The organism is Psychrobacter pacificensis (assembly GCF_900101915.1).
Classification (GTDB): domain Bacteria; phylum Pseudomonadota; class Gammaproteobacteria; order Pseudomonadales; family Moraxellaceae; genus Psychrobacter; species Psychrobacter pacificensis.
In genome coordinates this window covers 31577-57254 of the sequence record NZ_FNAL01000017.1, presented here as the reverse complement: position 1 = coordinate 57254, position 25678 = coordinate 31577, and the positions used below count along the sequence as shown (strand labels likewise).

18 protein-coding genes are annotated in these 25678 nt (G+C 45.0%); 14 read left to right on the top strand and 4 right to left on the bottom strand.

Annotated elements, in window-relative coordinates; all coding sequences use genetic code 11:
- Window positions 1-122 precede the first annotated feature (122 nt).
- Window positions 123-2909, top strand: coding sequence for a phosphoenolpyruvate carboxylase (gene ppc, locus BLR43_RS10170; RefSeq protein WP_093070920.1), 2787 nt, complete (start codon window positions 123-125; stop codon window positions 2907-2909).
- 185 nt (window positions 2910-3094) lie between these two features.
- On the opposite strand, the gene BLR43_RS10165 is transcribed toward ppc, so the two are convergent.
- A complete protein-coding gene (locus BLR43_RS10165) occupies window positions 3095-4057 on the bottom strand; it encodes a hypothetical protein (RefSeq protein WP_093070918.1) in 963 nt (320 codons plus the stop codon).
- Window positions 4058-4303: 246 nt separating this feature from the next.
- Here BLR43_RS10165 and BLR43_RS10160 point away from each other — a divergent pair, with 246 nt between their 5' ends.
- The 6 genes from BLR43_RS10160 (at window position 4304) to BLR43_RS10135 (ending at window position 12727) form a co-directional block, all read left to right on the top strand.
- Complete coding sequence (locus tag BLR43_RS10160) at window positions 4304-5317, top strand: LysR family transcriptional regulator (RefSeq protein ID WP_093070916.1); 1014 nt, start codon at window positions 4304-4306, stop codon at window positions 5315-5317.
- 316 nt (window positions 5318-5633) lie between these two features.
- The gene (locus tag BLR43_RS10155; protein ID WP_093070913.1) at window positions 5634-6920 is read left to right on the top strand and encodes an NRAMP family divalent metal transporter; all 1287 of its coding nucleotides are present in this window, start codon (window positions 5634-5636) and stop codon (window positions 6918-6920) included.
- 359 nt (window positions 6921-7279) lie between these two features.
- A complete protein-coding gene (prpB, locus tag BLR43_RS10150) occupies window positions 7280-8173 on the top strand; it encodes a methylisocitrate lyase (RefSeq protein WP_093070911.1) in 894 nt (297 codons plus the stop codon).
- 61 nt (window positions 8174-8234) lie between these two features.
- Window positions 8235-9362, top strand: a complete 1128-nt coding sequence (gene prpC / locus BLR43_RS10145) for a bifunctional 2-methylcitrate synthase/citrate synthase (RefSeq protein ID WP_071001556.1) — start codon at window positions 8235-8237, stop codon at window positions 9360-9362.
- Between the two features lie 272 nt (window positions 9363-9634).
- Window positions 9635-12286, top strand: a complete 2652-nt coding sequence (gene acnD / locus BLR43_RS10140; RefSeq protein WP_093070908.1) for a Fe/S-dependent 2-methylisocitrate dehydratase AcnD — start codon at window positions 9635-9637, stop codon at window positions 12284-12286.
- A gap of 201 nt (window positions 12287-12487) precedes the next feature.
- Entirely contained in the window at window positions 12488-12727 is a 240-nt protein-coding gene (locus tag BLR43_RS10135; protein WP_093070906.1) for a type II toxin-antitoxin system Phd/YefM family antitoxin, read from the top strand.
- Here BLR43_RS10135 and BLR43_RS10130 read toward each other — a convergent pair.
- Window positions 12724-13674 carry a hypothetical protein gene (locus BLR43_RS10130; RefSeq protein ID WP_093070904.1) on the bottom strand — a complete coding sequence of 317 codons (951 nt, stop codon included), beginning with the start codon at window positions 13672-13674 and terminating at the stop codon, window positions 12724-12726. The two genes, BLR43_RS10135 and BLR43_RS10130, sit on opposite strands and share 4 nt — an antisense overlap.
- Before the next feature lie 70 nt (window positions 13675-13744).
- On the opposite strand from BLR43_RS10130, the gene prpF reads away from it, so the two are divergent.
- The 4 genes from prpF (at window position 13745) to BLR43_RS10110 (ending at window position 19264) form a co-directional block, all read left to right on the top strand.
- Window positions 13745-14980: a 2-methylaconitate cis-trans isomerase PrpF gene (gene prpF / locus BLR43_RS10125; RefSeq protein WP_093070901.1), complete on the top strand. Its 1236-nt coding sequence runs from the start codon at window positions 13745-13747 to the stop codon at window positions 14978-14980.
- A gap of 38 nt (window positions 14981-15018) precedes the next feature.
- Complete coding sequence (locus BLR43_RS10120) at window positions 15019-16872, top strand: ABC transporter ATP-binding protein (RefSeq protein WP_093070899.1); 1854 nt, start codon at window positions 15019-15021, stop codon at window positions 16870-16872.
- A gap of 71 nt (window positions 16873-16943) precedes the next feature.
- Window positions 16944-17570, top strand: a complete 627-nt coding sequence (locus BLR43_RS10115; protein ID WP_093070929.1) for a GNAT family N-acetyltransferase — start codon at window positions 16944-16946, stop codon at window positions 17568-17570.
- A 152-nt stretch (window positions 17571-17722) separates the two neighbouring features.
- A complete protein-coding gene (locus BLR43_RS10110; protein ID WP_093070897.1) occupies window positions 17723-19264 on the top strand; it encodes a bifunctional 2-methylcitrate dehydratase/aconitate hydratase in 1542 nt (513 codons plus the stop codon).
- Window positions 19265-19303: 39 nt separating this feature from the next.
- Here the strand turns inward: BLR43_RS10110 and BLR43_RS10105 are convergent, their stop codons facing one another.
- Complete coding sequence (locus tag BLR43_RS10105) at window positions 19304-20083, bottom strand: SDR family oxidoreductase (RefSeq protein WP_071001548.1); 780 nt, start codon at window positions 20081-20083, stop codon at window positions 19304-19306.
- Window positions 20084-20287: 204 nt separating this feature from the next.
- Between BLR43_RS10105 and BLR43_RS10100 the strand changes: the two genes are divergently transcribed.
- From BLR43_RS10100 to BLR43_RS10090, 3 genes are all read left to right on the top strand, one after another.
- A complete protein-coding gene (locus BLR43_RS10100; RefSeq protein ID WP_071001547.1) occupies window positions 20288-21676 on the top strand; it encodes a DUF2868 domain-containing protein in 1389 nt (462 codons plus the stop codon).
- Window positions 21677-21797: 121 nt separating this feature from the next.
- Window positions 21798-22772, top strand: a complete 975-nt coding sequence (locus BLR43_RS10095) for a sterol desaturase family protein (RefSeq protein WP_093070894.1) — start codon at window positions 21798-21800, stop codon at window positions 22770-22772.
- Between the two features lie 125 nt (window positions 22773-22897).
- On the top strand, window positions 22898-24592 hold the full coding sequence (locus BLR43_RS10090; RefSeq protein WP_093070892.1) for a DUF3482 domain-containing protein: 1695 nt from the start codon (window positions 22898-22900) through the stop codon (window positions 24590-24592).
- A 28-nt stretch (window positions 24593-24620) separates the two neighbouring features.
- On the opposite strand, the gene BLR43_RS10085 is transcribed toward BLR43_RS10090, so the two are convergent.
- Complete coding sequence (locus BLR43_RS10085; protein WP_093070889.1) at window positions 24621-25646, bottom strand: ArsA family ATPase; 1026 nt, start codon at window positions 25644-25646, stop codon at window positions 24621-24623.
- Window positions 25647-25678 lie beyond the last annotated feature (32 nt).

The window sequence follows — 25678 nt, the reverse complement described above, 5'->3', positions numbered from 1 at the left end:
ACCCATTCATGTTAAATTGTAAAAAACGGTAAGGATGTCTGTAGAGATAAAAAATCTATGATAGCCCTAATATTATACTCGTTAACACTGTACTCACTCATTTAATAAGAAGGTTGTTAAGGATGACTTTAGATAATAACGTACTACGTAAACGCACCAGCTTATTGGGTTCATTGCTAGGCGATGCCATTTCTCGCCAATCTGGAGAGCAGACAATAGAGACCATTGAGACCCTGCGTAAAGGTTTCATTCAACAGCGTCGTGAGCCAAATGAGGCACATAAACAGCAGCTTATCGACTTTATTGCGTCTCTGGACAATCAAACTTTAAAAAACGTCATACGTGGATTTTCTATCTATTTTTTCCTAGCCAATCTCAGCGAAGAAAACTACTTGCGTGAGCAGCGTCATAAGCTGCGTATGCAATCGGAGCAAAGCTGGGAAGGGTCATTTCGTCGTACCTTACTTGAATGTCGTGAACGCAATATCGAGCCCGCTCAAATGCAGGAGCTGATTGATCAGCTAAAATTTACACCTGTATTTACGGCGCATCCCACCGAAGCGCGCCGTCGTACCACAATGAATATCTTACAAAGTCTATTCACGCACAGCGATGCTTTAAACAATGTGTCTGAAAACAGTTTCGCCTACGAGCAAGCCAAAGAGCAAACCGCTCAAACGATTGACTTATTATGGTCATCAGATGAAGTGCGCACCCGCAAGCCATTGGTCTATGACGAGATTAACAACGGCCTGCATTACTTTAATGCCAGCTTATTTAATGCCATTCCCAAAGTATATCGTAATATCAAAAAAGCCATTGTTGATATCTATCCAGAGCTGACCGACTATCCACTGCCTGCCTTTATGAGCTTTGGCTCGTGGATTGGCGGTGATAGAGATGGCAATCCTTTTGTGACGTTTGAGACCACAGAGCTTGCCGTGTTGATGCATGCTGATACCGTACTGCGTCACTATCAAGTACTACTCAAAAAACTGCGCCGACAGCTCATTCATAGTGACACTATTGTCACCGTGTCTCCCGACGTATATGCCAAGATCAAAAGTTATGATGAGCTCGATCAGCGTGTATTTGATTACAACCTCGATGATTACGGCAACGAGCCGTATCGTCGATTGCTTTCTTTAATACTCACTAAGGTCAATGCCACCAATCGCCGCATTCAAAGCAAAGGGACTGACATCGAGGCTGAAAAAGACGCATACGCCAATCCAGAAGAGCTGCTAGAGGACTTACGTATTATCCGTCAAAGTGTCGCTACTCACGACAAGGCGCATGCAGATGGGTTGTTGCTTGATGTGATTCGCCTGGTCAAAACTTGCGGCTTTCATTTGGCGGCGCTCGATATCCGCCAAGAGTCGTCTTATCATGGTGAAGTGATTGCAGATATCTTTGCGAGTGCCTCCAACCTGCCTGATTATCAAACGCTAAGCGAAACCGAACGTCAAGAGTGGCTCACACGCTTGTTAGAAAAACCGGGTACGCCGCTCATCTATACCGATAACCTAACAGACAAAACACGTGAGCAATTGTCATTGATGAATTCGGTCGCCACCTTACGCAAATTGGTGGGACAGGCGACTTTTGGCAGCTATGTTATCTCAATGACCAATAATGCCAGCCAGCTACTAGAAGTGTTGCTGTTAATGCGATTTGCAGGCTTATGTACGATTGATGCTGACGGTCAATTGTCTGCTGACCTACCTGTCGCACCGTTGTTCGAAACCATCGAAGATCTTAAAAACATCGATAAAATCTTGCCTGCTGTGTTAGACAATCCACTATATCGCGGATTGCTACAGAATACAGATAATACGCAAGAGATCATGCTAGGTTATTCGGACTCATCAAAAGATGGCGGTATCATCACCTCGGCTTGGCAGCTGTATAGTGCGCAGCAAACCATTAATAGTATTGCTGAGCAATATGGTATAAAAACACGATTATTCCATGGTCGCGGCGGTTCGGTGAGTCGCGGCGGCGGCTCAACGCACAAAGCCATTGCGGCACAGCCGGCTGGCACGTTACATGGTCAGATTAAAGTGACCGAACAAGGCGAAGTGCTTTATGCCAAATATGCCAATACGGATACTGCCGTGTTTGAGCTGACCATGGCAATCACGGGTACACTCAAAGCCTGCTCGACAAGATTTGTCGTGCAACCGACTGAGTTGCCAGAGTATGAAGCCTTGTTTGCACGGTTAGCAGAAGCAGGCGAACAACGTTATCGAGAGCTGACCGATCATACAGAAGGGTTTTATAAATTCTACTCACAAGTGACCCCAGTACAAGAAATCTCTTTACTGAACATTGGCTCACGTCCTGCCCATCGCAAAAAAGGCTTGCCAAGTAAAACCACATTGCGAGCGATTCCTTGGGTATTTGGCTGGTCGTTAGCACGCTTTACCCTACCTGCTTGGTATGGCGTTGGTAGTGCTCTGCACAGTGTCAGAGACAAAGAGATTTTGATGAAAGAGATGAATGCGCGCTGGCCATTTTTTAGTGTCTTTATCAGTAATATTGAGATGGCTTTTACCAAATCTGAGATGAATATTGCACAAGCATATAGCCAGTTGTGTGATGACGAGGCGCTACGCGAACAGATCATGAGTGAGGTGCTCGATGAGCATGAGCTAACCTCCTCTGGCCTAAACTCTTTGCTAGATCAAGAGGATTTGCTAGCTAGCCAGCAAAATCTGGCTGCCTCACTGCAGTGGCGAGATGCTTATTTGGATCCTATCAACTATATCCAAATCGAGCTGTTAAAACGTGCTAGACAACAAAATGAAGATACAACAGATAACCATAAAGATGGCGATCTCAATGTAGAAGACCCATTAATCCGTAGTATTAACGCACTGGCAGCGGGTTTACGTAATACGGGGTAAGAGACGATACGACTGACCAACCAACGAGAATATTCTGATAGATTGCTACTGTCATAGTTATTTTCAGTGTGCTTGCCAGCACGATGGTGATAAAAAAATGTACCGTCGCCCATTATTTTTCCGTGGCACGGTACAAGGTACTATATGCCTCCGCTGTAATTAAAATGCGCCTAAACCTAACTATTCTAATCGTTAGTCTCACGATACAACGTGGTTTGTGACTCTTGCCTAAAGTCTTCATAGGTAATGGCAGCATCAATCTCTGGAGCTGGAGAGGGTTCTATAGGCTCAACTTCAGCTGCGGGCACGTTTTGTTCGCCATTGTCTGCATTAATCGATTGTGCTGACACTAACGGCTCCTCGACCGTATTGGCGTCATTAGGTAATGGATCGTCATCGCTATTCACTACAGGTTCGGCGCCGACCACTGGCGTGCTAGTGGTCGGCGCAGGCGCTGTCCCATTTAAGCCACTATCATTGCTAACAGTAGTATCAGAAATAGAAATCGATAAAAATCCTGTAAAAATAAGGGTAAGTACGACAATAGCAATAAGTAGTGAACCAAAAATCATACCAATAATGAGAGGTTTTTTACTACTGACCGCTGTCTTTTGTGGTTTTATAGCATCCCTATGAACTGGTTTCAATGGGTTGGATTTAGTATCTAAAGGGTCATCGATCGTTGTGTTAGATAAAGGCGTCGCTTGATCGAGAACGACAGAAGATGGCTTTTTTTCTTCATTATTCTTACTTAAATCACTATTTAAGTTATGGTCAACACCAGCATAATTATCCATTCGTGTATCTGACACCTTGTTTTGTGTCGATGCATTTTGACCTGAAAAATCAAAAGTAGCGTTTGTTGTGCCGATGTCGGCAAACTCTAATCTTGGCTCTTTATCGTTACTTTCATCTTCGAATAGTTGCAACTCTTCTACGCTTAGAGGCTCAAAAGCAGGTAACTTACTGGCCGTTTTTAAGGATGTTGAATCATCATTATCATTTTGGGTATCATTTTCTGCGCTTTGGACTCGACTGATAAAACGTTCGTAAATATTGTTTTTGACACGCTTAGGCGATTTTTTATGAACGAGTTGAGACAACTCTTCGTCAAAATCAGTACCGATGTCTTTTTTTTCGTCGTTCATAAAATAAAACCAAGCCAGTTTATGCTACTGACAGTAAATGACTGATAAAATGAAGTTGTGATTTTTATTGCTCAAATGTAACAGCATCACTAGTCCCCAATATAGTTGCTCACTCCCCTATCTTCAAGCACAATTTATTTTAGGTCGCTAATATTTGCACAGCTCGTCTTAAGTTAAGTAATGAGGTAGAAGCTTATTAAAAACGGCTTGTATAGAGACAACATATACCATAACAGGCTTAATAACATGGATTTAAAACAGCTCAATGCATTTATTGCTGTCGCGAATTTGCGCAGCTTTAGTGCAGCCGCAGAAAAGACAGGACTGTCACAGCCAAGTTTGAGCCGCCTGCTGAAACAGCTTGAGACTGATATGGATGTCGTGCTTATCGATCGTTACCACAGGCCATTACATCTGACTGAAGCGGGCGCATTTTTTTACGATAAGATAAGCACCATACTGACAGAAATCGAGACCGTCACGAGTATGACCCAGCGTTTATCAGCGCCAAGTAGTGCGCTAAACATTGGCTTTGTGCCGTCAGTATTATATGGGTTACTCCCTGAAATCATCGCCATGCTCAAGCAGTCCAATTCTGATATAGAGGTCAACCTCAAAGATATCAGCTCTTATCAGCAAATGGAGGCACTCAAATCTGGTGAGATTGATATCGGTTTTGGGCGTTTTGCCCATCAAGATCCATGGATTCAACAAATATTACTGCGTCATGAGCGCTACGTGGTGGCCTTACCAAAGTCGCATCCTCTTGCCCATGTAAAGGAGCAGCGATTGATAGATTTGGCAAATAATCGCTTGATTTTATACCATCAAACGCATTTGCCGATTGCCACCACACTACCAACATCAGAGTCCATCAAAGCAAAGCAGGAAGCTAATACAAAAACCAGACGTGTCATCAATGAAAAATCTGCACTTAGCGAGCCGATTACGGAGCCGTTGTTACATTTGTTTGCACAATACGGTATCTCACCCTTTATGACCACCACGGTGAGTGACTTGCAAGTAGCTCTAGGCTTAGTCGCTGCGGGCGAAGGTATCACGCTTGTACCTGCCAGCTTAACCACAGTACGTACAGAACAAATCAGCTATCAGCGTTTGGTACACGAAAACGCCACCTCTCCTATTTATTTGCATACTCTCAAAGATTTTGTGCATCCAAGTATCTCTGAATTATTGAATGCTATCTATCAGGTCTATGAAGAACGAGGCATCACCTACCGGCGACAAAAATTTGTGTAACGTCCTTAAATGACCAGATATTGCGTGGATATTGTGTTATAAAGAAACGCCAAAAATAATCTGCCCTAATACTTGATATTATCAGATTAATATGCTAACCAAAAAGAATGGCAATGCAAACAAATAGTAATAACTATCACTGTTAATAAATAGAATAATCATTCTCCTGAATCGTATTGGTGTGCTAAAGTCGATACAAGATTAATCGTTTTATAAAAAAACACGTATAAACACGTATAAAGCGGTTGTCTAGTGATCACTGGCAAACTGACACAGGTAAGTGATGTTTTGCCGTTTTAACCATTTCGAGGTATTCATGTCCACACAACCACTCAACAACCCAAGTACCACTGACGATATCGTTACTGAGCAACAAGAAGGCTTTAGTTGGCGTATCTTTGGCCCAGGTATTTTGATGGCGACCGCTGCAATCGGTGGCTCGCATCTGATTTCATCGACGCAGGCTGGTGCTATATATGGCTGGCAGTTGGCGATTATGATTGTTTTAGCCAACGTATTTAAATATCCGTTTTTTCGCTTTGCAACTGATTATGTTTACGATACGGGCGAGAGCTTGATTGCAGGCTACGCCAAGCGCTCAAAGGTGTATCTTTGGGTATATTTTATCCTCTCTATCTTATCAGCGGTCATCAGTACGGGTGCGGTCTCGCTAATTGCAGCGGTGATTTTAGGCTTTATGCTACCCGCCTCTCTTGAGTTATCGACGATGGTGCTGTCTATGATCATCGTGGCCGTCTCTTGGTTCTTTTTAATAGCCGGTCATTATAAATTGCTCGATGGCGTGACTAAATGGATTATGATTGCTTTGACGGCAGCTACCGTTGCCGCAGTCATGATTGCCGCTGGCAAGCCCACGGTTATGGCAGCAGATTTTATTGCTGTGTCTCCTTGGAACCTAGCGACACTCGGTTTCATCGTCGCACTCATGGGCTGGATGCCAGCACCGCTTGAGTTTGCCGCGATTACTTCTATGTGGACCTCTGCCAAAGTCAAAGCCGATCACACCACGCACAAGCAAGGCTTGCTCGACTTTAATGTCGGTTATGCCGTTTCAGCGATTCTAGCCTTGTTTTTCTTATCGCTTGGTGTGTTTGTCCAGTATGGTTCAGGACAAGAGATTGAGTTGGTCGGCGGTGCTTATATCAACCAGTTAATCAATATGTATACGGCAACTATCGGTGAATGGTCACGATTGCTGGTAGCGTTCGTCGCCTTCATGTGTATGTTTGGCACCACGATTACTTGTGCCGACGGCTACGGCCGTGCCAATGCTGAGTGCTGGCGACTGCTTAAAGGCGAAAGCGAAATCAATAAAAAGCAAATCGCTTTTTGGACGACATACGCTATCGGTGGCGGGCTTGTGATTATTACGTTCTTCACAGGACAATTGGGCGCAATGCTTAAGTTTGCCATGATATCCGCGTTTGTCTCTGCGCCTATCTTTGGTTGGCTCAACTACTCACTGGTTAAGAAACATAAAAAACTGTCCGCAGGTATGAACGCTCTGTCTATCGCAGGCTTGATATTCTTGGCAGGATTTGCTTTATTGTTCTTAGCCAATTTGGCAGGTTTATTTGCTTAAACTTAGTCTTTTTTAAGCTCATGATAAATAAAGCCCTAATAGCTCAGCTGTTAGGGCTTTTTGGTGGGAGCAGGACAATTTGTAGAGCAATATGCCTATTGTAATTGTAACTAAATGTAAATTATAAAGCCTCTTAATATTTGAATATTTGGGTAATATGAATACTTATCATAGCGAAGTATTGAAAAATACATAATGCTATTTGTTTTATGAATAATATTAAATTAACTACAATAAATCATTAAAAATAATAATCAAAAATTTATAAGCTAACCTTTGCAGACGTGGATAATTGGGTATAATCAGTGACAACAACAAGATTATTTTCTATCCATACAAGCTCATGAAAGGATACTCACATGACCTCACTCTCAGCAGGTGCACGCTTTCGCAGTGCGCTTAAACAAAAAAATGATAATAACCAGCCACTACAAATTGCAGGCGCGATCAATGCCTACACCGCGATGATGGCGACCCAAGTCGGTCACCAAGCGCTGTATCTCTCTGGTGGCGGTGTGGCAAACGCGTCATTTGGTTTACCTGACTTGGGTATGACCAGCCTTGATAACGTGCTAGAAGACGCTCGCCGTATTACGGATGCAGTCGATACCCCGCTACTTGTCGATATTGATACCGGCTTTGGCGGTGCGTTCAACATTTCTCAAACCATCAAAAAAATGGAAAAGGCAGGCGTGGCAGCCGTCCATATCGAAGACCAAGTCGCGCAAAAGCGCTGTGGTCACCGTCCTAACAAAGAAATCGTCAGTATCTCAGAAATGGTTGATCGCCTAAAGGCGGCATTGGATGCGAAAACGGATTCTGATTTTGTGGTGATGGCTCGTACTGATGCGTTATCAGTCGAGGGCTTAGACGCTGCTGTTGAACGTGCCGTTGCCTTTGCCGAAGCAGGTGCAGACATGATCTTTGCAGAAGCGCTGACCGATATCGAGATGTATCGTAAATTTACCGATGTACTCGACATTCCCGTCCTCGCCAATATGACCGAGTTTGGTCAAACCGATCTGTATACCACTGACCAGCTGTACGGTGTGGGCGTCGATATGGTGCTGTACCCACTATCCGCTTTCCGCGCCATGAATAAAGCGGCATTGAATGTCTATCAGCACTTGCTCGATGACGGTACGCAAGAAAAAGTCGTCGATACCATGCAGACGCGCATGGAGCTTTATGATTTCTTAAACTATCACGAGTTTGAGCAAACCTTAGACAAGCTGTTTGCGGACAATAAATAATCATAATAAGCAGTATTTTCACTTAACAATATAAAAAGCTACCCACAAAAGGAATGTAGACATGGCAGCACAGAAAGAACTTTCAGGTGCAGGACTTCGCGGACAAGTCGCTGGCAAGACAGCATTATCGACCGTTGGCAAATCGGGCTCTGGTCTGACCTATCGCGGCTATGACGTATCAGAGCTGGCGGATAAATGTATTTTTGAAGAAGTCGCGTATTTACTGCTATACGGTAATTTACCTACGCAAAGCGAGCTTGAGAATTATCAAGCTAAGCTCAAAAGCCTGCGCGGCCTACCACAAGCATTAAAAGACGTGCTTGAACGTATTCCAAGCGATGCGCATCCAATGGATGTGCTACGTACTGGTTGCTCAATGCTGGGCAACCTTGAGAGCGAAACGGATTTCGCTCAGCAAAACGATAAAACTGATCGTATGCTTGCCGCATTCCCCTCAATCATCAACTACTGGTACCGCTTTAGCCATGATAACGTGCGTATCGAGACTGAGACGGATGATGCGACCATCGGCGGTCATTTTTTGCATCTGCTCAAAGGTGAAAAACCAAACGAGCTGCACGAAAAGGTCATGAACGTGTCGCTTATCTTGTATGCAGAGCACGAGTTCAACGCCTCGACCTTTACTGCGCGTGTCTGTGCGTCTACTTTATCTGATATCCATTCTTGTATCACTGGCGCAATCGGTTCACTACGTGGTCCATTGCATGGCGGCGCGAATGAAGCGGCGATGGATATGATTGAGGGCTTTAGCTCAGCTGATGAAGCCGAGACAGAGATGATGGCCATGCTAGCACGTAAAGACAAAATCATGGGCTTTGGTCATGCCATCTATAGCGAATCAGATCCACGTAACGTCGTCATCAAACAATGGTCTGAAAAACTGGCCGCTGATGTTGGTGACGAGGTGCTCTACCCTGTGTCTGTGCGTGTTGAAGACGTGATGTGGCGCGAGAAAAAATTGTTTGCCAATGCTGACTTTTTCCATGCATCAGCCTATCACTTTATGGGTATCCCAACCAAACTCTTCACGCCAATATTTGTCTGTTCACGCTTGACTGGCTGGGCCGCTCACGTATTTGAGCAACGTGCCAACAACCGTATCATTCGCCCAAGTGCCGAATATACGGGTGAAGAGCTGCGTCCTGTACCAGATATGAGTGCGCGTTAAGTTGATTTCTTTTAAGTAGCTATTGTTACGTACTTATTATCAGCTAGCGGCAGTGCTAGCTGATACAGGTATGTCGATTGAGCCTAGCTATGATATTTTTAGGTTTGATCGTCATACGCTATTTTTTTATAGATCATGCCATCTTAACTTTCAATATCGATTCTTTAGCAAAGCCTGCAATAACGAACGATGATTTTGCTAAAGGAATGAATTTTTATCTAATATCGACGTTTAACTACTTATCAAAATTAGCCAACAGCCAAAGGTGACTTATGGACAACGCCCTCGTACAACCCATGAACGATGAGTTCAAAAAACCACTTCCTGATACTGACCTTTACTACTTTGACACTCGCGAAGCGGTCGAGCGCATCGAAGCAGGTGCTTATGACAAGCTACCGTTCTGCTCAAAAGTATTGTGTGAGAACCTAGTGCGCCGTTGCCCACCAGAGGATTTAACGGCAGCGTTAAAGCAGCATATCGAGGGTAAGCAAGATTTAGATTTTCCTTGGTACCCTGCCCGCGTCGTTTGTCATGATATCTTGGGTCAGACGGCCTTTGTTGATTTAGCAGGCTTGCGTGATGCCATCGCTGAGCAAGGCGGTGATCCGTCTAAGGTAAACCCTATCGTGCCCACTCAGCTGATCGTTGACCATTCATTGGCCGTTGAGCACGCAGGCTTTGAAGAAGACGCCTTTGAGAAAAACCGTGCGATTGAAGAGCGCCGTAACGATGACCGTTTTCACTTCATCAACTGGTGCCAGTATGCCTTTGACAATGTCAACGTCGTACCACCGGGTAACGGCATCATGCACCAGATCAACCTAGAGAAAATGTCACCTGTTGTACAAATCGTACACAATAAAGCGGGTGAAAAAGTCGCATTCGCTGATACGTTGGTCGGTACGGATAGCCACACGCCGATGGTCGATGCCCTAGGTGTGATCTCAATCGGTGTGGGCGGTCTAGAAGCCGAAAGCGTCATGCTAGGTAACCCCTCTTATATGCGCCTGCCTGATTATGTGGGTGTTAAATTAACAGGCAAGCTGCAAAAAGGCATTACTGGTACGGATCTCGTACTGGCGATGACGGAGTTCTTGCGTGATGCAGGTGTGGTCTCTACCTATATTGAGTTCTTTGGTGACGGTGCACGCCAGCTAAGTGTCGGTGACCGCGCCTCTATCTCCAACATGACGCCTGAATATGGCGCCACTGCTGCGATGTTCTATATCGATGAGCAAACCATTGACTATCTACGTCTGACGGGTCGTTCTGAGGAACAGATTAAACTGGTTGAGCAGTATGCTAAGCAAACGGGTCTATGGGCTGATGGCATGGAAAAAGCCGAATACGCACGCGTCCTTGAGTTTGATTTGTCATCAGTCGGTCGTAACATGGCAGGCCCGTCGCGTCCCCATGCCCGTGTATCTACTGATGATTTGGTAGCCAAAGGCATCGCCCACGCGCCTGATCAAAAACTCCCTGAACCAAAAGATGGTCTCATGCCAGATGGCGCAGTGATTATCGCGGCGATTACCAGCTGTACCAATACCTCAAATCCACGAAACATGGTGGCCGCAGGTCTTGTCGCTCGTAACGCGAATGCCAAAGGACTATTGCGTAAACCGTGGGTTAAGTCCTCACTCGCACCCGGCTCAAAAACGGTCAAAATGTATTTAGAAGAAGCAGGTCTAATGCCAGAGCTACAAGAAATCGGTTTTGATGTAGTAGGCTTTGCCTGTACGACGTGTAACGGTATGAGCGGTGCACTTGACCCTGACATCGAGCAAGAAATCATCGACAATGATTTGTTCACCACGGCAGTGCTATCTGGTAACCGTAACTTTGACGGTCGTATCCATCCGTATGCCAAGCAAGCATTTTTAGCATCGCCGCCACTGGTTATCGCTTATGCCATCGCTGGTAACATCCGTTTTGATATTGAAAAAGACTCGTTGGGTAAAGACCAAGACGGCAATGATGTCTATCTAAAAGACATCTGGTTTGATGACGAAGAAGTGGATGCCATTGTTGCTTCTGCTGTTAAGCCTGAGCAGTTTAATGCCGTATATATCCCCATGTTTGATGAGGCCAAAAAAGATACGGGCAAAGCGTTAAGCCCATTGTACGACTGGCGTGAAATGACCACGTATATTCGCCGTCCGCCGTATTGGGAAGGTCAAATGGCAGCGATGAACAAACTAAAAGGTATGCGTCCGCTTGCCGTATTAGGTGATAACATCACAACCGATCATATGTCGCCATCAAATGCTATTCTTGGTACGTCCGCAGCTGGCGAGTATTTGGACACTATGGGCTTGCCTGCCGAAGACTATAACTCATACGCGACCCATCGCGGCGACCATTTAACCGCGCAACGTGCCACCTTTGCCAACCCTAAACTATTGAACGAAATGGTACGCGATGAAGATGGTGAAGTTATCCAAGGCTCACTGGCGCGTGTTGAGCCAGAAGGTCAAGTCATGCGCATGTGGGAGGCGATTGAAACCTACATGAACCGTGAGCAGCCGCTGATCATCATCGCAGGTGATGGCTATGGTCAAGGCTCAAGCCGTGACTGGGCGGCCAAAGGCGTCCGTCTCGCTGGTGTGGAAGCGGTTGTCGCTGAAGACTTTGAGCGTATTCATCGTCAAAACCTCGTTGGTATGGGCGCACTACCCGTGCAGTTTGCGCCTGGTATCAACCGTGAGACGCTCAACATCGATGGTACAGAAATCTTCGATATCGAAGGAGATGTCTCTGCTGGCGGCGATATGACACTGGTCATTCATCGCAAAGACGGCAGTGTTGATAAAGCGCCTGTTATCTGCCGATTAGATACGGCTGATGAAGTAAAAATGTACAACGCTGGCGGTATGCTACAACGCTTTGCTAAAGAGTTCTTAGCGGGTGAAGTGGCCTAAGCGTTTTGAGCGTTTAAGATTTAGCTTGTAAGTAATACAGAGCCGATGTTGTATAGAGTGTCTATATGGCATCGGTTTTTTTAAGCTTATACTCTCTAACTATTTGAGTTTGGCGTAGGCTGGGTTTTTAACCCAGCATCACAATTTTGCAGAGTTACTATAGATTGTATTTTATTAAAATTTTATATTAAGAAAAATATTATGAAAGTTATCAGCTTTACAGACGCTAATAAAGACTTTAAAGCCGTTTTAGATACGGTGAATGATGGTACCGATGCAGTAGTCATAAATCGTCAAAACGATAATGATGCGGTTGTTATGTCGAGTGCTCATTACAATGGTTTGATGGAGACACTGTATTTATTAAAGTCATCTGCTAATGCTGCCCATTTGGCTAAATCTATTGAGCAATATCGGTCTAAAAGTCGCATCACTGACTAATGTAATAATAAAAATTCGTCAACGGAAAGTACTTTAGTTTTAGAGCCAACGAAAGCGTAACAGGCTTTCGTTTTTTGCCTAAATTTGTAATCCTCTGAAATTATATAGTCAAAGTGCCAAGCAGTTCCAGCATGAGCTGCATCACGCATAGAGGCAGCGTGGAAACCTTTTTTATTAGTATCGTTTTGGAACTTATCAGAATAATAACCGATCCAATTAAGGAAGTTAAAAAAGAATTCAATCTTAGTTTCTATATTATTTGCATCAAATTGAAATATATTTATGAAGTGAGGGTCATAATCACACAAAGCTTTAATGATAACGAACATAGCTTGTTCAGGTTCTATTGACTTAATTTCAGTATCTATTTTGATACATTCTCTAAAATTAACTGGATCAAAATCTGGCAGCTCATTGCTCATGCTAGAAAAATAATTGATTGTAAATTCGACTGCTTTTTTTGAAAAATATTTATTTGCTTTCCTCAGAATGGGTATTTTATTATCTAAGTATGAGAAAGGTATACTGACAGCTTCGCCAAGCATACTATTAAAACTATCTTTGGTAGTTATTCCAATATCTATACCATTGATTCTTTTAATAAATTTTTCCTTACTAGTGTGAAGACTTCTAGAAAACTTACCTTCATGCACTTTGACAAAATTTTTATATATAACATTCACATTGTGTTCATTGGGTGTGAACAGCCTGTCCCAATAAATTGCGTTTAGTAGCTTGAGAGCTTTTAGGTGTTCATCTATATAAATATCGTTATCTATATTATAGATTTCCATTAAAGTTACACGTGAGTAAACTACGGTGTATTTATTAGAAGTCAATAGTTTTAATATTTGGATATACTTCAAATCATTTGTATAAAGCTTATCAACTCTTAACTCTGTTAAAACATTTTGATCTAAATAGATTGTTTTCTTAGTTTCAACCATAGTTAAATCACTTCAATATAATTAAATAATTAATATCACTATTGTAACATCATTAAAAGGACTCTCAAAAATGACCAAATCAAAATTTGCCCCGCAAATCCCCGTCCCTGCCACCTATATGCGCGGCGGTACCTCAAAGGGTACGTTTTTTAAATTATCTGATTTACCTGAGCGATGCCAAGTTGCTGGCGAGTCACGTGATAAGTTTTTGCTGCGCGTCGTCGGTAGCCCAGATCCTTACGGTAAGCAGATCGATGGCTTAGGCAATGGCAGCTCTAGTACCTCAAAGACCGTTATCTTATCGGCCTCAGACAGACCAGATCATGACGTGAATTATCTGTTTGGACAAGTTAATATCGCAAAGCCCATGATTGATTGGGCGGGTAACTGTGGTAACTTAACTGCAGCCGTCGGTGCCTGTGCCATTAATATGGGTCTAGTTGATGCCGACAAAATTGCTAATAGTATCGATGACAATGCTGAAAGTGGAATTTGTGAAGTGCGTATCTGGCAAGAAAATATTGGTAAAACCATTATTGCCCATGTGCCAGTCTATAAAGATGCAAATGACAAAGTACAGGTTCAAGAGACGGGCGATTTTGAATTAGACGGTGTCACCTTCCCAGCAGCTGAAGTCAAAATTGAGTTTATCGATCCGGTTGATGCCACCAGCGACATGTTCCCGACGGGCAATTTGGTCGATGATTTCGATGTATCAGGCTGCGGTCTAAATGCTGATAGCATCAAAGCGACCTTCATTAGTGCAGGTATCCCAACCATCTTTATAAACGCAGAAGATTTGGGCTTTACGGGTACTGAGCTACAAGGCGACATTAATAGTGATAGTGAGCTACTTACCAAGCTTGAAAAAATCCGTGCCACAGGCGGCGTGGCGATGGGATTATTTAAAGATGTGAGCGAGGCGCAAACCAGCCAACACATTCCTAAAATCGCATGGGTTGGTAACGCACAGAGCTATAGCGCCTCTAGTGGTAAATCGGTCGATGCAGACGAGATTGATCTAGTCGTCCGTGCCATGAGTATGGGTCAACTGCATCACGCCATGATGGGGACAGCAGCAGTCGCTATTGCTGCAGCAGCAACCACGCAAGGCACGCTTGTTAACAAAGCTGCTGGTGGTGGCGACTTGTCAGAGGTACGTTTTGGTCATCCATCAGGGACATTGCTCGTTGGCGGAAAAACCGAACTGGTCGATGGGCGCTGGCAAGCCAAAAAAGTGTCGATGAGTCGTTCAGCAAGGCGTATCATGGTTGGTGAAGTTTTTGTGCCTGCGGATGCATTTTAAGCGTCGTCATGGCTTATTTCAATTTGTGATAGAGTTTTATGCCGACATCTCCCCAACCTCGCCGCGCACAGTTAGACAAAAAACCGCCAGTCGAGAAAAAAGAACGGCGGGCGCTGCTGTGGGATATCCTCAAAAAACTGGCGGTATTTGCTAAGCCTTATCGCTTACTTATTATCGCCACCTTAGCGCTGACTGCTCTAGGCTCCTTTACCGCGCAGGTCAATGCTTTTGTGTTGCGTTATGCTGTCGATACTTTGACTGAGATTGCCACGCTTGCCGAGCCATGGCAGGCAGGTCTGCGTATGCTGACCATTATCAGTGCGGTACTCTTAACCAAAGAGATATTATCGATATTCATCTCGTTTGGGCAAAGCTTCTTCGGCGAAAAGATTCGTATCAATCTATCACGTGATTTATCGCAAAAAATCATTGAGCGCATCTTGACCTATCGGATGGCATTTTATACCAGTAGCGAAAACGACAGCGGCAAGTTGCAAACCCGTATTGATTATGGCGTCAGCAGCTTAACCAGTTTAGTGCAAAACTTCTTTATCGATATGCTACCGCTGTTTGCCAATGCAATCGTGGCGCTTATCATCATGTTTTCGACCAATTTTTGGATAGGCTTGGTCGGTCTTATTATCATTCCCATTTACTTTTTCATCAGCCAAAAACAAGCCAAGCGCCTACAAGGGTTTCGTCGGCAAATGCGCGGGTTTCGCGAAGCCAAAAGCGGACTGGTTATCTCGCTTATCAACTCAATTAGTGTGGTGAAATCCTTTGTCCGTGAGTCGATAGAAGCAGAAAAGCACTTAGCCATTCAAAAGGAAATGACCGATAATCAGCTGCGTATTCGCAGTATTGGTTTTGTTTATGATGCCATCAAAACCTTTATCGAGCAGATTGGTGTGGTGGTTATTATCTTGCTCACCGCGTATTTTGTCCTACAAGGTGAGATGACCATTGGTATGATTTTGTTTCATGTCATGCTGTTTCAAAATGTCGCCGCCCCTATCCGTCAATTACACCGCATCTACGACCAGATAAATAATGCATTGACCTATGCCGAAGGTTTTTTTGATATTTTAGAAGATGACAGCCAAGTCGAGAGCATCGCTGGTATCAGTAGCGACAACCTAAAAGGTCATATCGAGCTTAAACATGTCGACTTTACTTATCCGAATGGGACGCAAGCGCTCAAAGACGTCAGCTTCACTATTAGGCCCAACCGTATCACGGCGCTGGTTGGCCTCTCTGGCGCTGGCAAGAGCACGATTATCAATCTATTGGTCAAATTCTACGCCCCAGACGCTGGCACGATCTGCCTAGACGGGCATGATTTGGCTGACTGTGATACTCATGAGCTGCGTCAAAACATTGGTCTGGTGCTACAAAGCAATCATATATTTTCGGGCACGATCAGTGAAAATATCCGCTATGGCGATATGAACGCTAGCATTGATGACATCATTGCAGCGGCAAAAAAAGCTTCGATACACGATCAAATTATGGGGTTAGCTGATGGCTACGAGAGTACTGCCAAGTCGTTATCAGGTGGGCAGCAGCAGCGTATCGCGCTGGCAAGGATGTTTTTAAAAGATCCACCGATTGTGTTTTTGGACGAGCCGACCGCCAGTCTCGATGCTATCGCCAGTCAGCAAGTCAAAAAAAGCCTTGATCTGATCAAAAAAGATCGTACCGTTATTATGGTTTCGCACAATATTGCTCAGATTATCGACGCCGATGATCTGGTAGTCATAGAGAATGGCGAAGTGGTTGAGACAGGTACCCATGAGGTACTTTATGCCCAACGCGGCAAATACTTTGAGATATTTAGTGCCATGTCTGATAGCTTAAATTTAGACAAAATCAGTCAGACCCTACAGGGTTAGGAATGGTTAATGACTGCCTAAATCGTTATAATGCCCCTATTTTACCGCCTATTGCCAGAAGCTTGCCCATTATGAATTGTGAATTTTCTATCAAAACCTTTGATGAGCTGACCTCAGTTGACCTTTACCATATCCTAAAAGCACGCTCGCAAGTGTTCGTCGTCGAACAAAACTGTGCTTATCAAGATATGGATGAGGTCGATTTTGATTGCTTGCATTTGATTGCTCATCAAAACGCTGCATTGGTCGGATATTGCCGTATCATTCCACCTGAATTCAATAAACTAAAATCCAATCTATCGGTCGCCGACCCAGCCGCGAAGACCAACCACACTGCCATGCCTGCCATCGGTAGAGTGCTTGTGTTATCAGAGCACAGAGGTGATGGCCTAGCGCGGCAAATAATGACGCAAGCTATTGCTCATTGCCGCAAAAAATACGGTAAAAAGCGTCCGATTATTATCTCGGCACAGGCCTACCTGCTCAGTTTTTATGAGTCTTTGGGTTTTGTACCTGAAGGTGAGCATTATCTTGAAGATAATATTGAGCACGTGAAGATGGTGCTATACGTTGCTAAGAAAAACAAAGTAAGAAAAGAAAGTGTGGATACTGCGTCAACCACAACCAAAGTTTTAAGCTTCCTGCTGTTTATTATAGCAGCGCTGTTTATTTTAGGTCTGCTCTATTTGATGATTTAAACGGCCTACAAAGTTTTACTTCTTAACACGATTCAGTCTGGTTGTTCCATATTGAGTATGCTACTTTTGAATGATAACCGCTTTAAAAGGATGACTGCGAGCATGGGTCAACAAAGCGAAAAGTTAGCACACTCAAGGAAGAGGAAACAACCATGTCAAATACCCATTCAGATACAGCCCATTCAAATACAAATGAGGCAACGGTAGAGAGCAATATCCGTCCAGAATATGACGATGAAATCCAAAAAATCGCCGATTATGTGCTCAATTATTCCATAGATAACGAGTCACCAAGCCCCACTGATGCATGGCGTACTGCTCGCCACTGTCTCATGGATACCATCGGCTGCGGACTACTGGCACTGCGCTTCCCTGAGTGTACCAAGCACTTGGGGCCTGATTGCCCTGATCAAATAACGCCGCATGGCGCTCGCGTCCCTGGCACATCCTATAGACTAGACCCCATCAAAGCCGCTTTTGACATCGGCTGTATGGTACGCTGGCTTGACTATAATGATACGTGGCTCGCTGCTGAGTGGGGTCATCCGTCTGATAACTTGGGCGGCATCTTGGCGGTCACCGACTATATCAGTCAAAAAAACATCAGCCAAGGGCAAGCACCTCTGACCATGAAAGCCGTGCTCGAGGCGATGATCATGGCGCATGAAATTCAAGGCGTCATGGCACTCGAAAACTCATTCAACCGCGTGGGTCTTGATCATGTGTTTTTGGTAAAATTAGCCTCAACTGCGGTCGTCGCCAAACTATATCAGCTGCCACGCGAGCGCATCATGGCCGCCATCTCACAAGCCATTGTCGATGGTCAGGCACTGCGCACCTATCGTCATGCACCCAACGCGGGCAGCCGAAAATCATGGGCGGCAGGTGATGCAACCAGCCGCGCGGTTCGGCTGGTAGATATCACTGCACGTGGTGAAATGGGTATCCCTGGCGCACTAACCGCACCGCAATGGGGGTTTTATGATGTGCTGTTTAGCCATACCAATAAGGATCTTGCGACCAAACCCGAAGACGAGCGTCGATTTACCTTTCAACGTGACTTTGGCAGTTATGTGATGGAGAATATCTTATTTAAAATCAGCTTTCCCGCTGAATTTCATGCGCAGACTGCTTGTGAAGCGGCGGTTATTTTGCACCCACATGTGAGAGGTCGAATTGATGAGATCGAAAAAATTGTTCTAACCACGCATGATTCAGCAATTCGCATCATCTCAAAAGAGGGCGCGCTTGCTAACCCAGCTGATCGGGATCACTGCTTACAATATATGGTGGCTGTTCCCTTATTGACAGGCGATCTGATGGCGGAGAACTATGAAGATGACTATCATGAAGAGCATTTATCAATCGATGAGCTACGCGAAAAAATGGTGGTAGAAGAAGACGCACAGTATTCAAAAGATTACCATGACCCCAGTAAGCGCTCTATTGCCAATGCCATTCAAATATTCTTCAAAGATGGTAGTAGCACAGAAAAAGTCGCCATCGAGTATCCTATCGGTCATAAACGCCGCCGTGCCGAGGGCATTCCTATACTTGAGGCAAAGTTCCGAGCCAGTCTGGCCACCCGCTTTATCGACAGTCGTTGTCAGCAAATCATTGAGCTGTGTAACGATCAAGAAAAATTGGAGCAAACGCCAGTGAATGAGTTTATGGACTTATTTATGGCTTACTAATGACTCAGTGACTAATATCTCATTCTGTTGACGTATTGACTACCAAGGTATCGACTCTCCTGCCCAATCGACAAAACTGCCTGATTGGGCAGCCTTCATCCCTGATAGCACTTCCAATAAACACTCGGCGCTATACGCTGGCGAGAATAGATGTCCTTCAGCGACATTGCCTTGAAACGGCGCGGACAGTTGAGTATTCACGGTTCCCGGTTGCATAACGACTACGCACACCTCTTTGAGTGATCGGCCCCATTCGATACTCAAGTTTTTCATCCCCATATTGAGCGCCGCCTTGCTCATTCTATAACTATACCAGCCGCCTAGCTGATTGTCCGTGATACTACCGACACGAGCTGATATGGTCGCAAAAATAGCTGGATGCTCAGCGCTGCGTTCAGCTTTGGCGAGCAACGGTTTGATATGCTTGGCTATCAGCAAGCTTGCTAGTGCATTGATTTGCATGTTCTGTAAAAAGAACTCCGTTTCAATCTGCCTCAAGGCCTTTTCTGGCTGCGCCGTCTTGGTATGGAGTAATCCCACGCAGTTGATTACCCAATCGACATGACCCATTGTCTGCTTGATGGTGTCGGCCGCTTTTTGGATGCTGTCTTCGTCACTGATATTCATGGGTATCCAGTGTAGATTTTCTGCTTCAAAGTTCGGCTCACTGCGATGATAAGTGGCGAATACTTGTGTACTATGTCTTTTAGCAGATGCGCCGTCAGTTTGATCGGCAGCTGACTCTTGTACCAGCTGCTTGACCATGGCCTGACCAATACCGCCCGTTCCGCCGATGATAAGATAGGTTTTATTATTCATATGCTACCCTCACTCTTTTTATACAGCTCTTAGCACGTGTTGGTTTGTTTATTCATTTTGGCTGATTTTACGAGTGTTTACTATGATAAAAATCATAGACATTATTCTCATTCTATATACGCTACAATACTTTTTAGCGATTAAACCCGCATTTTTTGCTTTCCATTATTTATATTGACGTTCTTATACGGATATCAGCGCCTTATGCTATCACCCCAAGACCAACTGACCGAGCTAGTACGTGCCTTAGAGACTGATCAGCACGTCTTTGCCACTGACCCGTTACTGATCACGGAAAAGCTACAGAGTGAGGATGGCACACCTATCCAAAAGCTGCATCGACGGGCCTCACGCATCGATAGCAATGGCGCGCTTGCGCGGGTACTGGGCAAAATAGATGGCCGCATAAAAGGCATCATGATCGTCATGAGTGTGGTGTGGTGCATCTCGGGATTTTTGGGACTGTTCACGCTATTGCAGTCCAATGTGGTGAACTTCTTTTATGTCTTGGTTTGCTTGCTTGGTTTTCATACTATTATGCTTGGTGGCTGGCTGGTGATGACACTCATCAATCGAGACCAGCGAGACCAGCAAGCGCCCAGTTGGTTTGCCAGCTTTGTCAGTCCCAGCTATCTCATACGCGGCAAAGACGATGTGACCAAAGCGGCCGTCGATCTGTATGAGCGCCAATTACAGCATAGCGGTATGCGCTGGTATTTGGGCCGGTTTAGCCATCAGTTATGGCTTGCGACGTTGACTGGCATGCTGCTTGCGATTATATTTTTATTGATTGTGCGTCAGTATAGCTTTAGCTGGGAGTCGACCCTACTCTCTGATCAGGCGCTGGTGAGCTTAACGCAAATACTCGGCTGGCTACCAGGCATGGTTGGTTTTGATGTGCCAGATAGTACAGCGATTGCGCAAAGCAGGTTGGTCACAGAAGCGATGCCATTGTCTGTGGCGCGGCAGTGGGCAGGATTGCTAGTCGGTAGCTTGCTGATGTACGGTATTGTCCCGCGTGCGATAGCGTGGGTATTTTGTGCTTTGATGTTCCGCCGCAAAAAAATGCGCTTGGATATCAAGCAACCGTATTATCAAAAGATCATAAATTTTTGGCAGCGTCAGGTGGTTGATGCAGATGACTTTACGGAAGCACCCGCACCTGTCGCGCCCAAAGCGGCGGTAAGTGCAGGCAAGAAACTGGTCGCCTTGCTTGAATATCCTTCAAATCAGGATAAATGGTGGCAGTCAGGGTTGACTAATGACCGTCATGATTTTTCAGAATCAAGTGAGATTGAGAATTTTGGTATCGTTGATGATCGTGAGGATATGGCACGGCTAAAAAACTACTTAGACGAGCACCCTGTGCAAGTCCTATTAGGTATCCATAGCAAAGCGCTGCCTGACCGCGGTACGCTACGCAAACTTGATCAAATCGCCGCTCATGCAAAAGATGGTCTTATTGTACAGCTGCTTAGTGATGCTGATTTGACACATGAGGATGAACCAGTGGATAAGCAAGCTGTACGCTATCAGCAGTGGCAAACAGCGCTCTCTGCGCGAAAAATTGGCTTGGTAGATATTGATTCTTAAAGTTTTTGAATGCGATACTTAATAAAAATTATTTTTATAAAAAGGACAAAATAAATCAGTAATATAGAAAATAGTTATCTCTTGGGTAACAAGGATGTTTTATAGTGGCTAGGAGCCAAATATGTCAACAGACAACACCCTCTTAACATCAGGTGAGTATGGTCAGATATTGGATAATTACAAAGAGGCGTTAAACCAAAGTATCTTAACCGCTGCACCAGAGTCATGGCAGCCAATGCTGGCAAGTATCTTACCTGCTCACTGGCAAGAATGGCTGTTACCGCTGGCTGGTGGCCCATTTCTCTTATTGTTTTTGGCAGAGTGGTTTTATCAGTCTAAGCGTGGGAAAAGTGAAAGCTTTAGCTGGCGCCGTGCGATGACCAATTTTAGCTTGGGCGGCTCTTATCTCGGGTTTGAATTGATTGTCCAAGCAATTATTGTGCTGCCTATTTGCCTGTGGCTATATCAATACCGACTGTTCACTATTGAGGTGACATGGCTGACAGCCATACCCATATTTGTCGCGGTTGAGTTCAGCTATTACTGGTTTCACCGTGCCTCACACCGCATGAATTGGTTTTGGTCAGCGCATGTTGTGCACCATTCAGATGATAAGATGAACCTATCCACTGCCATGCGCCAAAGCCTGCTGTACTCGGTGACAGGTTGGTGGTTATTTTTCGTCCCATTAATGCTGCTGGGTGTGCATCCTGTCTGGGTGTTTTTCTTTTATGCGTTAGATTTGATTTATCAGTTCTTTATCCATACCGAGACGGTGGGAAAATTTCCAAAATGGGTTGAGTATATCTTTGACACCCCATCCAACCACCGCGCCCATCATGGTACTAATGACGAATATATTGACCAAAATTATGGCGGCGTTCTTATTATTTTTGATCGCTGGTTTGGCACTTATGTAGAAGAAGATACCGTCAATAATCCCGTCAAATATGGGGCTGTTGGTGAGACCAGTCACGATAATATTATTGGTCTGATATTTTGGGTGTTTTACCGAATGTGGCAGCGGTTTTTTCGTGCCAAGGGCATTAAGAAAAAAATCAAGGTACTGCTGCGACCACCTACAGCAATCTCATAGCGTATCATGAATACATAAAATACAGTTTACGATATGGACACTACGCATCCAGAACCAACCTGCCACCAGATTTGTTTTACAATAAATGGCTAAAGTTTGATCATCAATAACAATAAGACGCGACTATGAATAATGACAATAAAAACCAAAATCACGAGCATCACACGCCTACAGGTCTTTTTGCAGACAAGGCGTTCCCCAGCGACTCAAATAATAACGCCAAGACCTCGCATTCGACAGTGTCAAAAACGGCCGCTCATTCGAAAGTGACTCATGATAATCCATCCATATCAACTGAATCAGTACCGCCAGCCACCACAAATGTGACAAAAAAAACCACCGCCAGTGGTGAGGCGCTAAAATTGGCGGTCGTGGGACACACCAATACCGGTAAGACCTCCATATTGCGCACGTTACTGCGTGATGTCTATTTTGGTGAAGTCAAAAACGAAGCGGCGACCACGCGTCACGTCGAGCAAGCAAGTCTGACAGACAGTCAAACGGGTGAGGTGCTGGTAGCACTATACGACACACCAGGCCTAGAGGACGCATCAGGACTCATGGACTGGTTGGAGGACAACACCGCCAGTCGCCGTGATGGTATTGAGCGCTTGCAGCAGTTTTTGGCATCAAATATCGCTCAAGGTGCAGATAGCGGTGTTCTAGACAGCTATGATTATAGCCAAGAAGCAAAAGTGATTCGTCAGCTGCTGGCAAGTGATATGGCCATCTATGTGGTAGATGCTCGTGAGCCAGTATTGGGCAAGTATAAAGATGAGCTAGCGATTTTATCGTGGGCTGCCATTCCGGTGATGCCTGTCTTTAACTTTACCGACAGTCAGAATGCCAATATTGATGATTGGCAAACCATGCTGGCAAGACGCAATCTACATATCTCCACACGTTTTGATTCCGTTGCTTTTGAATTTGAAGATGAGATGCATCTTTGGCAAAACCTCGCCACCATGCTCACTCATTCTGAGATGCTTGAGCAATTGATGCAGCGCCGGACTGAAGATTGGGCGCAGTTGTATGATGAGGCCAATATTATTATTGCTGACTTTTTATTGAATGTCGCTTCTTTTGTACGCGAGATCAATGAAGATGACGACCCGATGCCTGTATTAGAACAAATGCAAGAAGCGGTGAGGCAAAGTGAGCGTGCAATGCAGCACAATTTACTTAACCTCTATAAGTTTTATGACAATGCCGTTGCAGCAACCCCGCTTGAATTGCAAGCCTATCAGCAAGACCCATTTGATCCTGAGTTACTCAAGAGCTATGGTATCCGTACCACTTCTGGCGCAGCAGCGGGCGCGCTGTTAGGGTTGGGTATTGATGCAGCAGCGCTAGGTACGACATTGGGCTTGGGTGCAGCGATAGGTGGTATCGCAGGCGGGTTACTATCTAACACCAGTAGTATTGCCGATAGGATCACTGGGGTAAAACGCTTATATATCGATCCTGCGACGTTGACATTGCTAGCAACGCGAGCGATCGACTTACTCACTGCCCTACGCCATCGCGGTCATGCTGCGACTGATGCCACCCAGCTATTATACAAAGGCGAGAAAAGCAGCCTTGAGACATCGTCAGATGATGGTAGTTACCACAATGATAGCAACAGCAATACTAATGAAGATAGCAACCCGATTACCGTATGGCCTGCGAATAAATTACCTAGTGAGCTAAAAAAGGCTCGCGGCAAACCGCAATGGTCATCGCTTAGCAGTGGTAATTCTGAACAGGCGCAGCTGCTGCGCGCAGATATGGCATGGTCGCTATCGGGTAAGCTGCAATCGTACAAGCGTGAGTCGTAGTCATTTACCGTTCTATCGTTTGCTGCATCTAGCCTAGCAATGTACTCAATGCCTCTGTGCCACGTACGTCTGTTTGCTGCAGATAAATTGGATATAGCGGATATTTAGAAAAATTGTTTTCAATATCCTGCAGCAAATCCTGCTGACGCTCAGCACGCCGGCGCCAAAACTCATCCGACTGCGTTGTTGATATCAACTGATTGATGACGATTGCTGCGGGCGTGAGCTTGCTGTCCTCTAGCTGTTCGATAGCCCGTTTGGTCTCAGCCAACGGCAACACGTCAGCCGTCATAACCAACACAATTGCCGTTTGTGTACGATCATGCAGCAGCAGTCCTGCTTGGCGAAACAACTGCTTGCGCTTTTCTAGCACGGATACCGCTTGCTCCCAGCGATCAGGCTTTTTTGCGGCAAACGGATTGGCCACATGGTTCTTTTGAGCGCTATCCGTTTGACTGCTTTTTTGATTGTGACTGTCCAAATGCGTCGCTACTGAGCGTAGCTTGGCTTGCCGTCGTTGCTGAGCAAGCAGTCCATCTGTCCATGCACCCATCATTTCTGGTAGTACTAGCAACCGTAGCGTATGCCCTGTCGGTGCAGTATCAAAGATAATATGCTCATAGCCTGCATCTGCCGCTTCGACTAAATGCTGGCACATGGATTCGAGCATCGCTGCTTCTTGGGCGCCGGGTGCTGATTTTGAGAGCTTCAGATGCTCACGAATTTTGGGCATCATATCTGGATTGGCATAGGATTTAATCGTACGCTCAACTTGAGAAAAATGCTCGTCAACGATTACATCAGGATTTAACTCAATGGCATCGAAATAAGGTGATATTGCTGTTTTTGCGTTATTAAGCTGTGTATCCAACACGTCGCCCAAACTGTGTGCTGGATCGGTTGAGACAATCAGCGTTTTTTGCTGCTGGCTTGCGTAATAACTGGCAAGTGCGGCGGCAGTAGTGGTTTTTCCCACACCGCCCTTACCGCCGATAAATATAATCGGTTGTGCTTTTAGTTGTTCTACTAATGTATGTAGAGGATGTAATGCCATATTTTTATCTCATTTCTTATATTATTTTTATT

What these genes read in the sequence shown, in the direction of transcription:
- ppc (WP_093070920.1), top strand. Translation starts at nt 123, where the DNA reads ATGACTTTAGATAATAACGTACTACGTAAACGCACCAGCTTATTGGGT.
- BLR43_RS10165 (WP_093070918.1), bottom strand. Translation starts at nt 4,057, where the DNA reads ATGAACGACGAAAAAAAAGACATCGGTACTGATTTTGACGAAGAGTTG.
- BLR43_RS10160 (WP_093070916.1), top strand. Translation starts at nt 4,304, where the DNA reads ATGGATTTAAAACAGCTCAATGCATTTATTGCTGTCGCGAATTTGCGC.
- BLR43_RS10155 (WP_093070913.1), top strand. Translation starts at nt 5,634, where the DNA reads ATGTCCACACAACCACTCAACAACCCAAGTACCACTGACGATATCGTT.
- prpB (WP_093070911.1), top strand. Translation starts at nt 7,280, where the DNA reads ATGACCTCACTCTCAGCAGGTGCACGCTTTCGCAGTGCGCTTAAACAA.
- prpC (WP_071001556.1), top strand. Translation starts at nt 8,235, where the DNA reads ATGGCAGCACAGAAAGAACTTTCAGGTGCAGGACTTCGCGGACAAGTC.
- acnD (WP_093070908.1), top strand. Translation starts at nt 9,635, where the DNA reads ATGGACAACGCCCTCGTACAACCCATGAACGATGAGTTCAAAAAACCA.
- BLR43_RS10135 (WP_093070906.1), top strand. Translation starts at nt 12,488, where the DNA reads ATGAAAGTTATCAGCTTTACAGACGCTAATAAAGACTTTAAAGCCGTT.
- BLR43_RS10130 (WP_093070904.1), bottom strand. Translation starts at nt 13,674, where the DNA reads ATGGTTGAAACTAAGAAAACAATCTATTTAGATCAAAATGTTTTAACA.
- prpF (WP_093070901.1), top strand. Translation starts at nt 13,745, where the DNA reads ATGACCAAATCAAAATTTGCCCCGCAAATCCCCGTCCCTGCCACCTAT.
- BLR43_RS10120 (WP_093070899.1), top strand. Translation starts at nt 15,019, where the DNA reads ATGCCGACATCTCCCCAACCTCGCCGCGCACAGTTAGACAAAAAACCG.
- BLR43_RS10115 (WP_093070929.1), top strand. Translation starts at nt 16,944, where the DNA reads ATGAATTGTGAATTTTCTATCAAAACCTTTGATGAGCTGACCTCAGTT.
- BLR43_RS10110 (WP_093070897.1), top strand. Translation starts at nt 17,723, where the DNA reads ATGTCAAATACCCATTCAGATACAGCCCATTCAAATACAAATGAGGCA.
- BLR43_RS10105 (WP_071001548.1), bottom strand. Translation starts at nt 20,083, where the DNA reads ATGAATAATAAAACCTATCTTATCATCGGCGGAACGGGCGGTATTGGT.
- BLR43_RS10100 (WP_071001547.1), top strand. Translation starts at nt 20,288, where the DNA reads ATGCTATCACCCCAAGACCAACTGACCGAGCTAGTACGTGCCTTAGAG.
- BLR43_RS10095 (WP_093070894.1), top strand. Translation starts at nt 21,798, where the DNA reads ATGTCAACAGACAACACCCTCTTAACATCAGGTGAGTATGGTCAGATA.
- BLR43_RS10090 (WP_093070892.1), top strand. Translation starts at nt 22,898, where the DNA reads ATGAATAATGACAATAAAAACCAAAATCACGAGCATCACACGCCTACA.
- BLR43_RS10085 (WP_093070889.1), bottom strand. Translation starts at nt 25,646, where the DNA reads ATGGCATTACATCCTCTACATACATTAGTAGAACAACTAAAAGCACAA.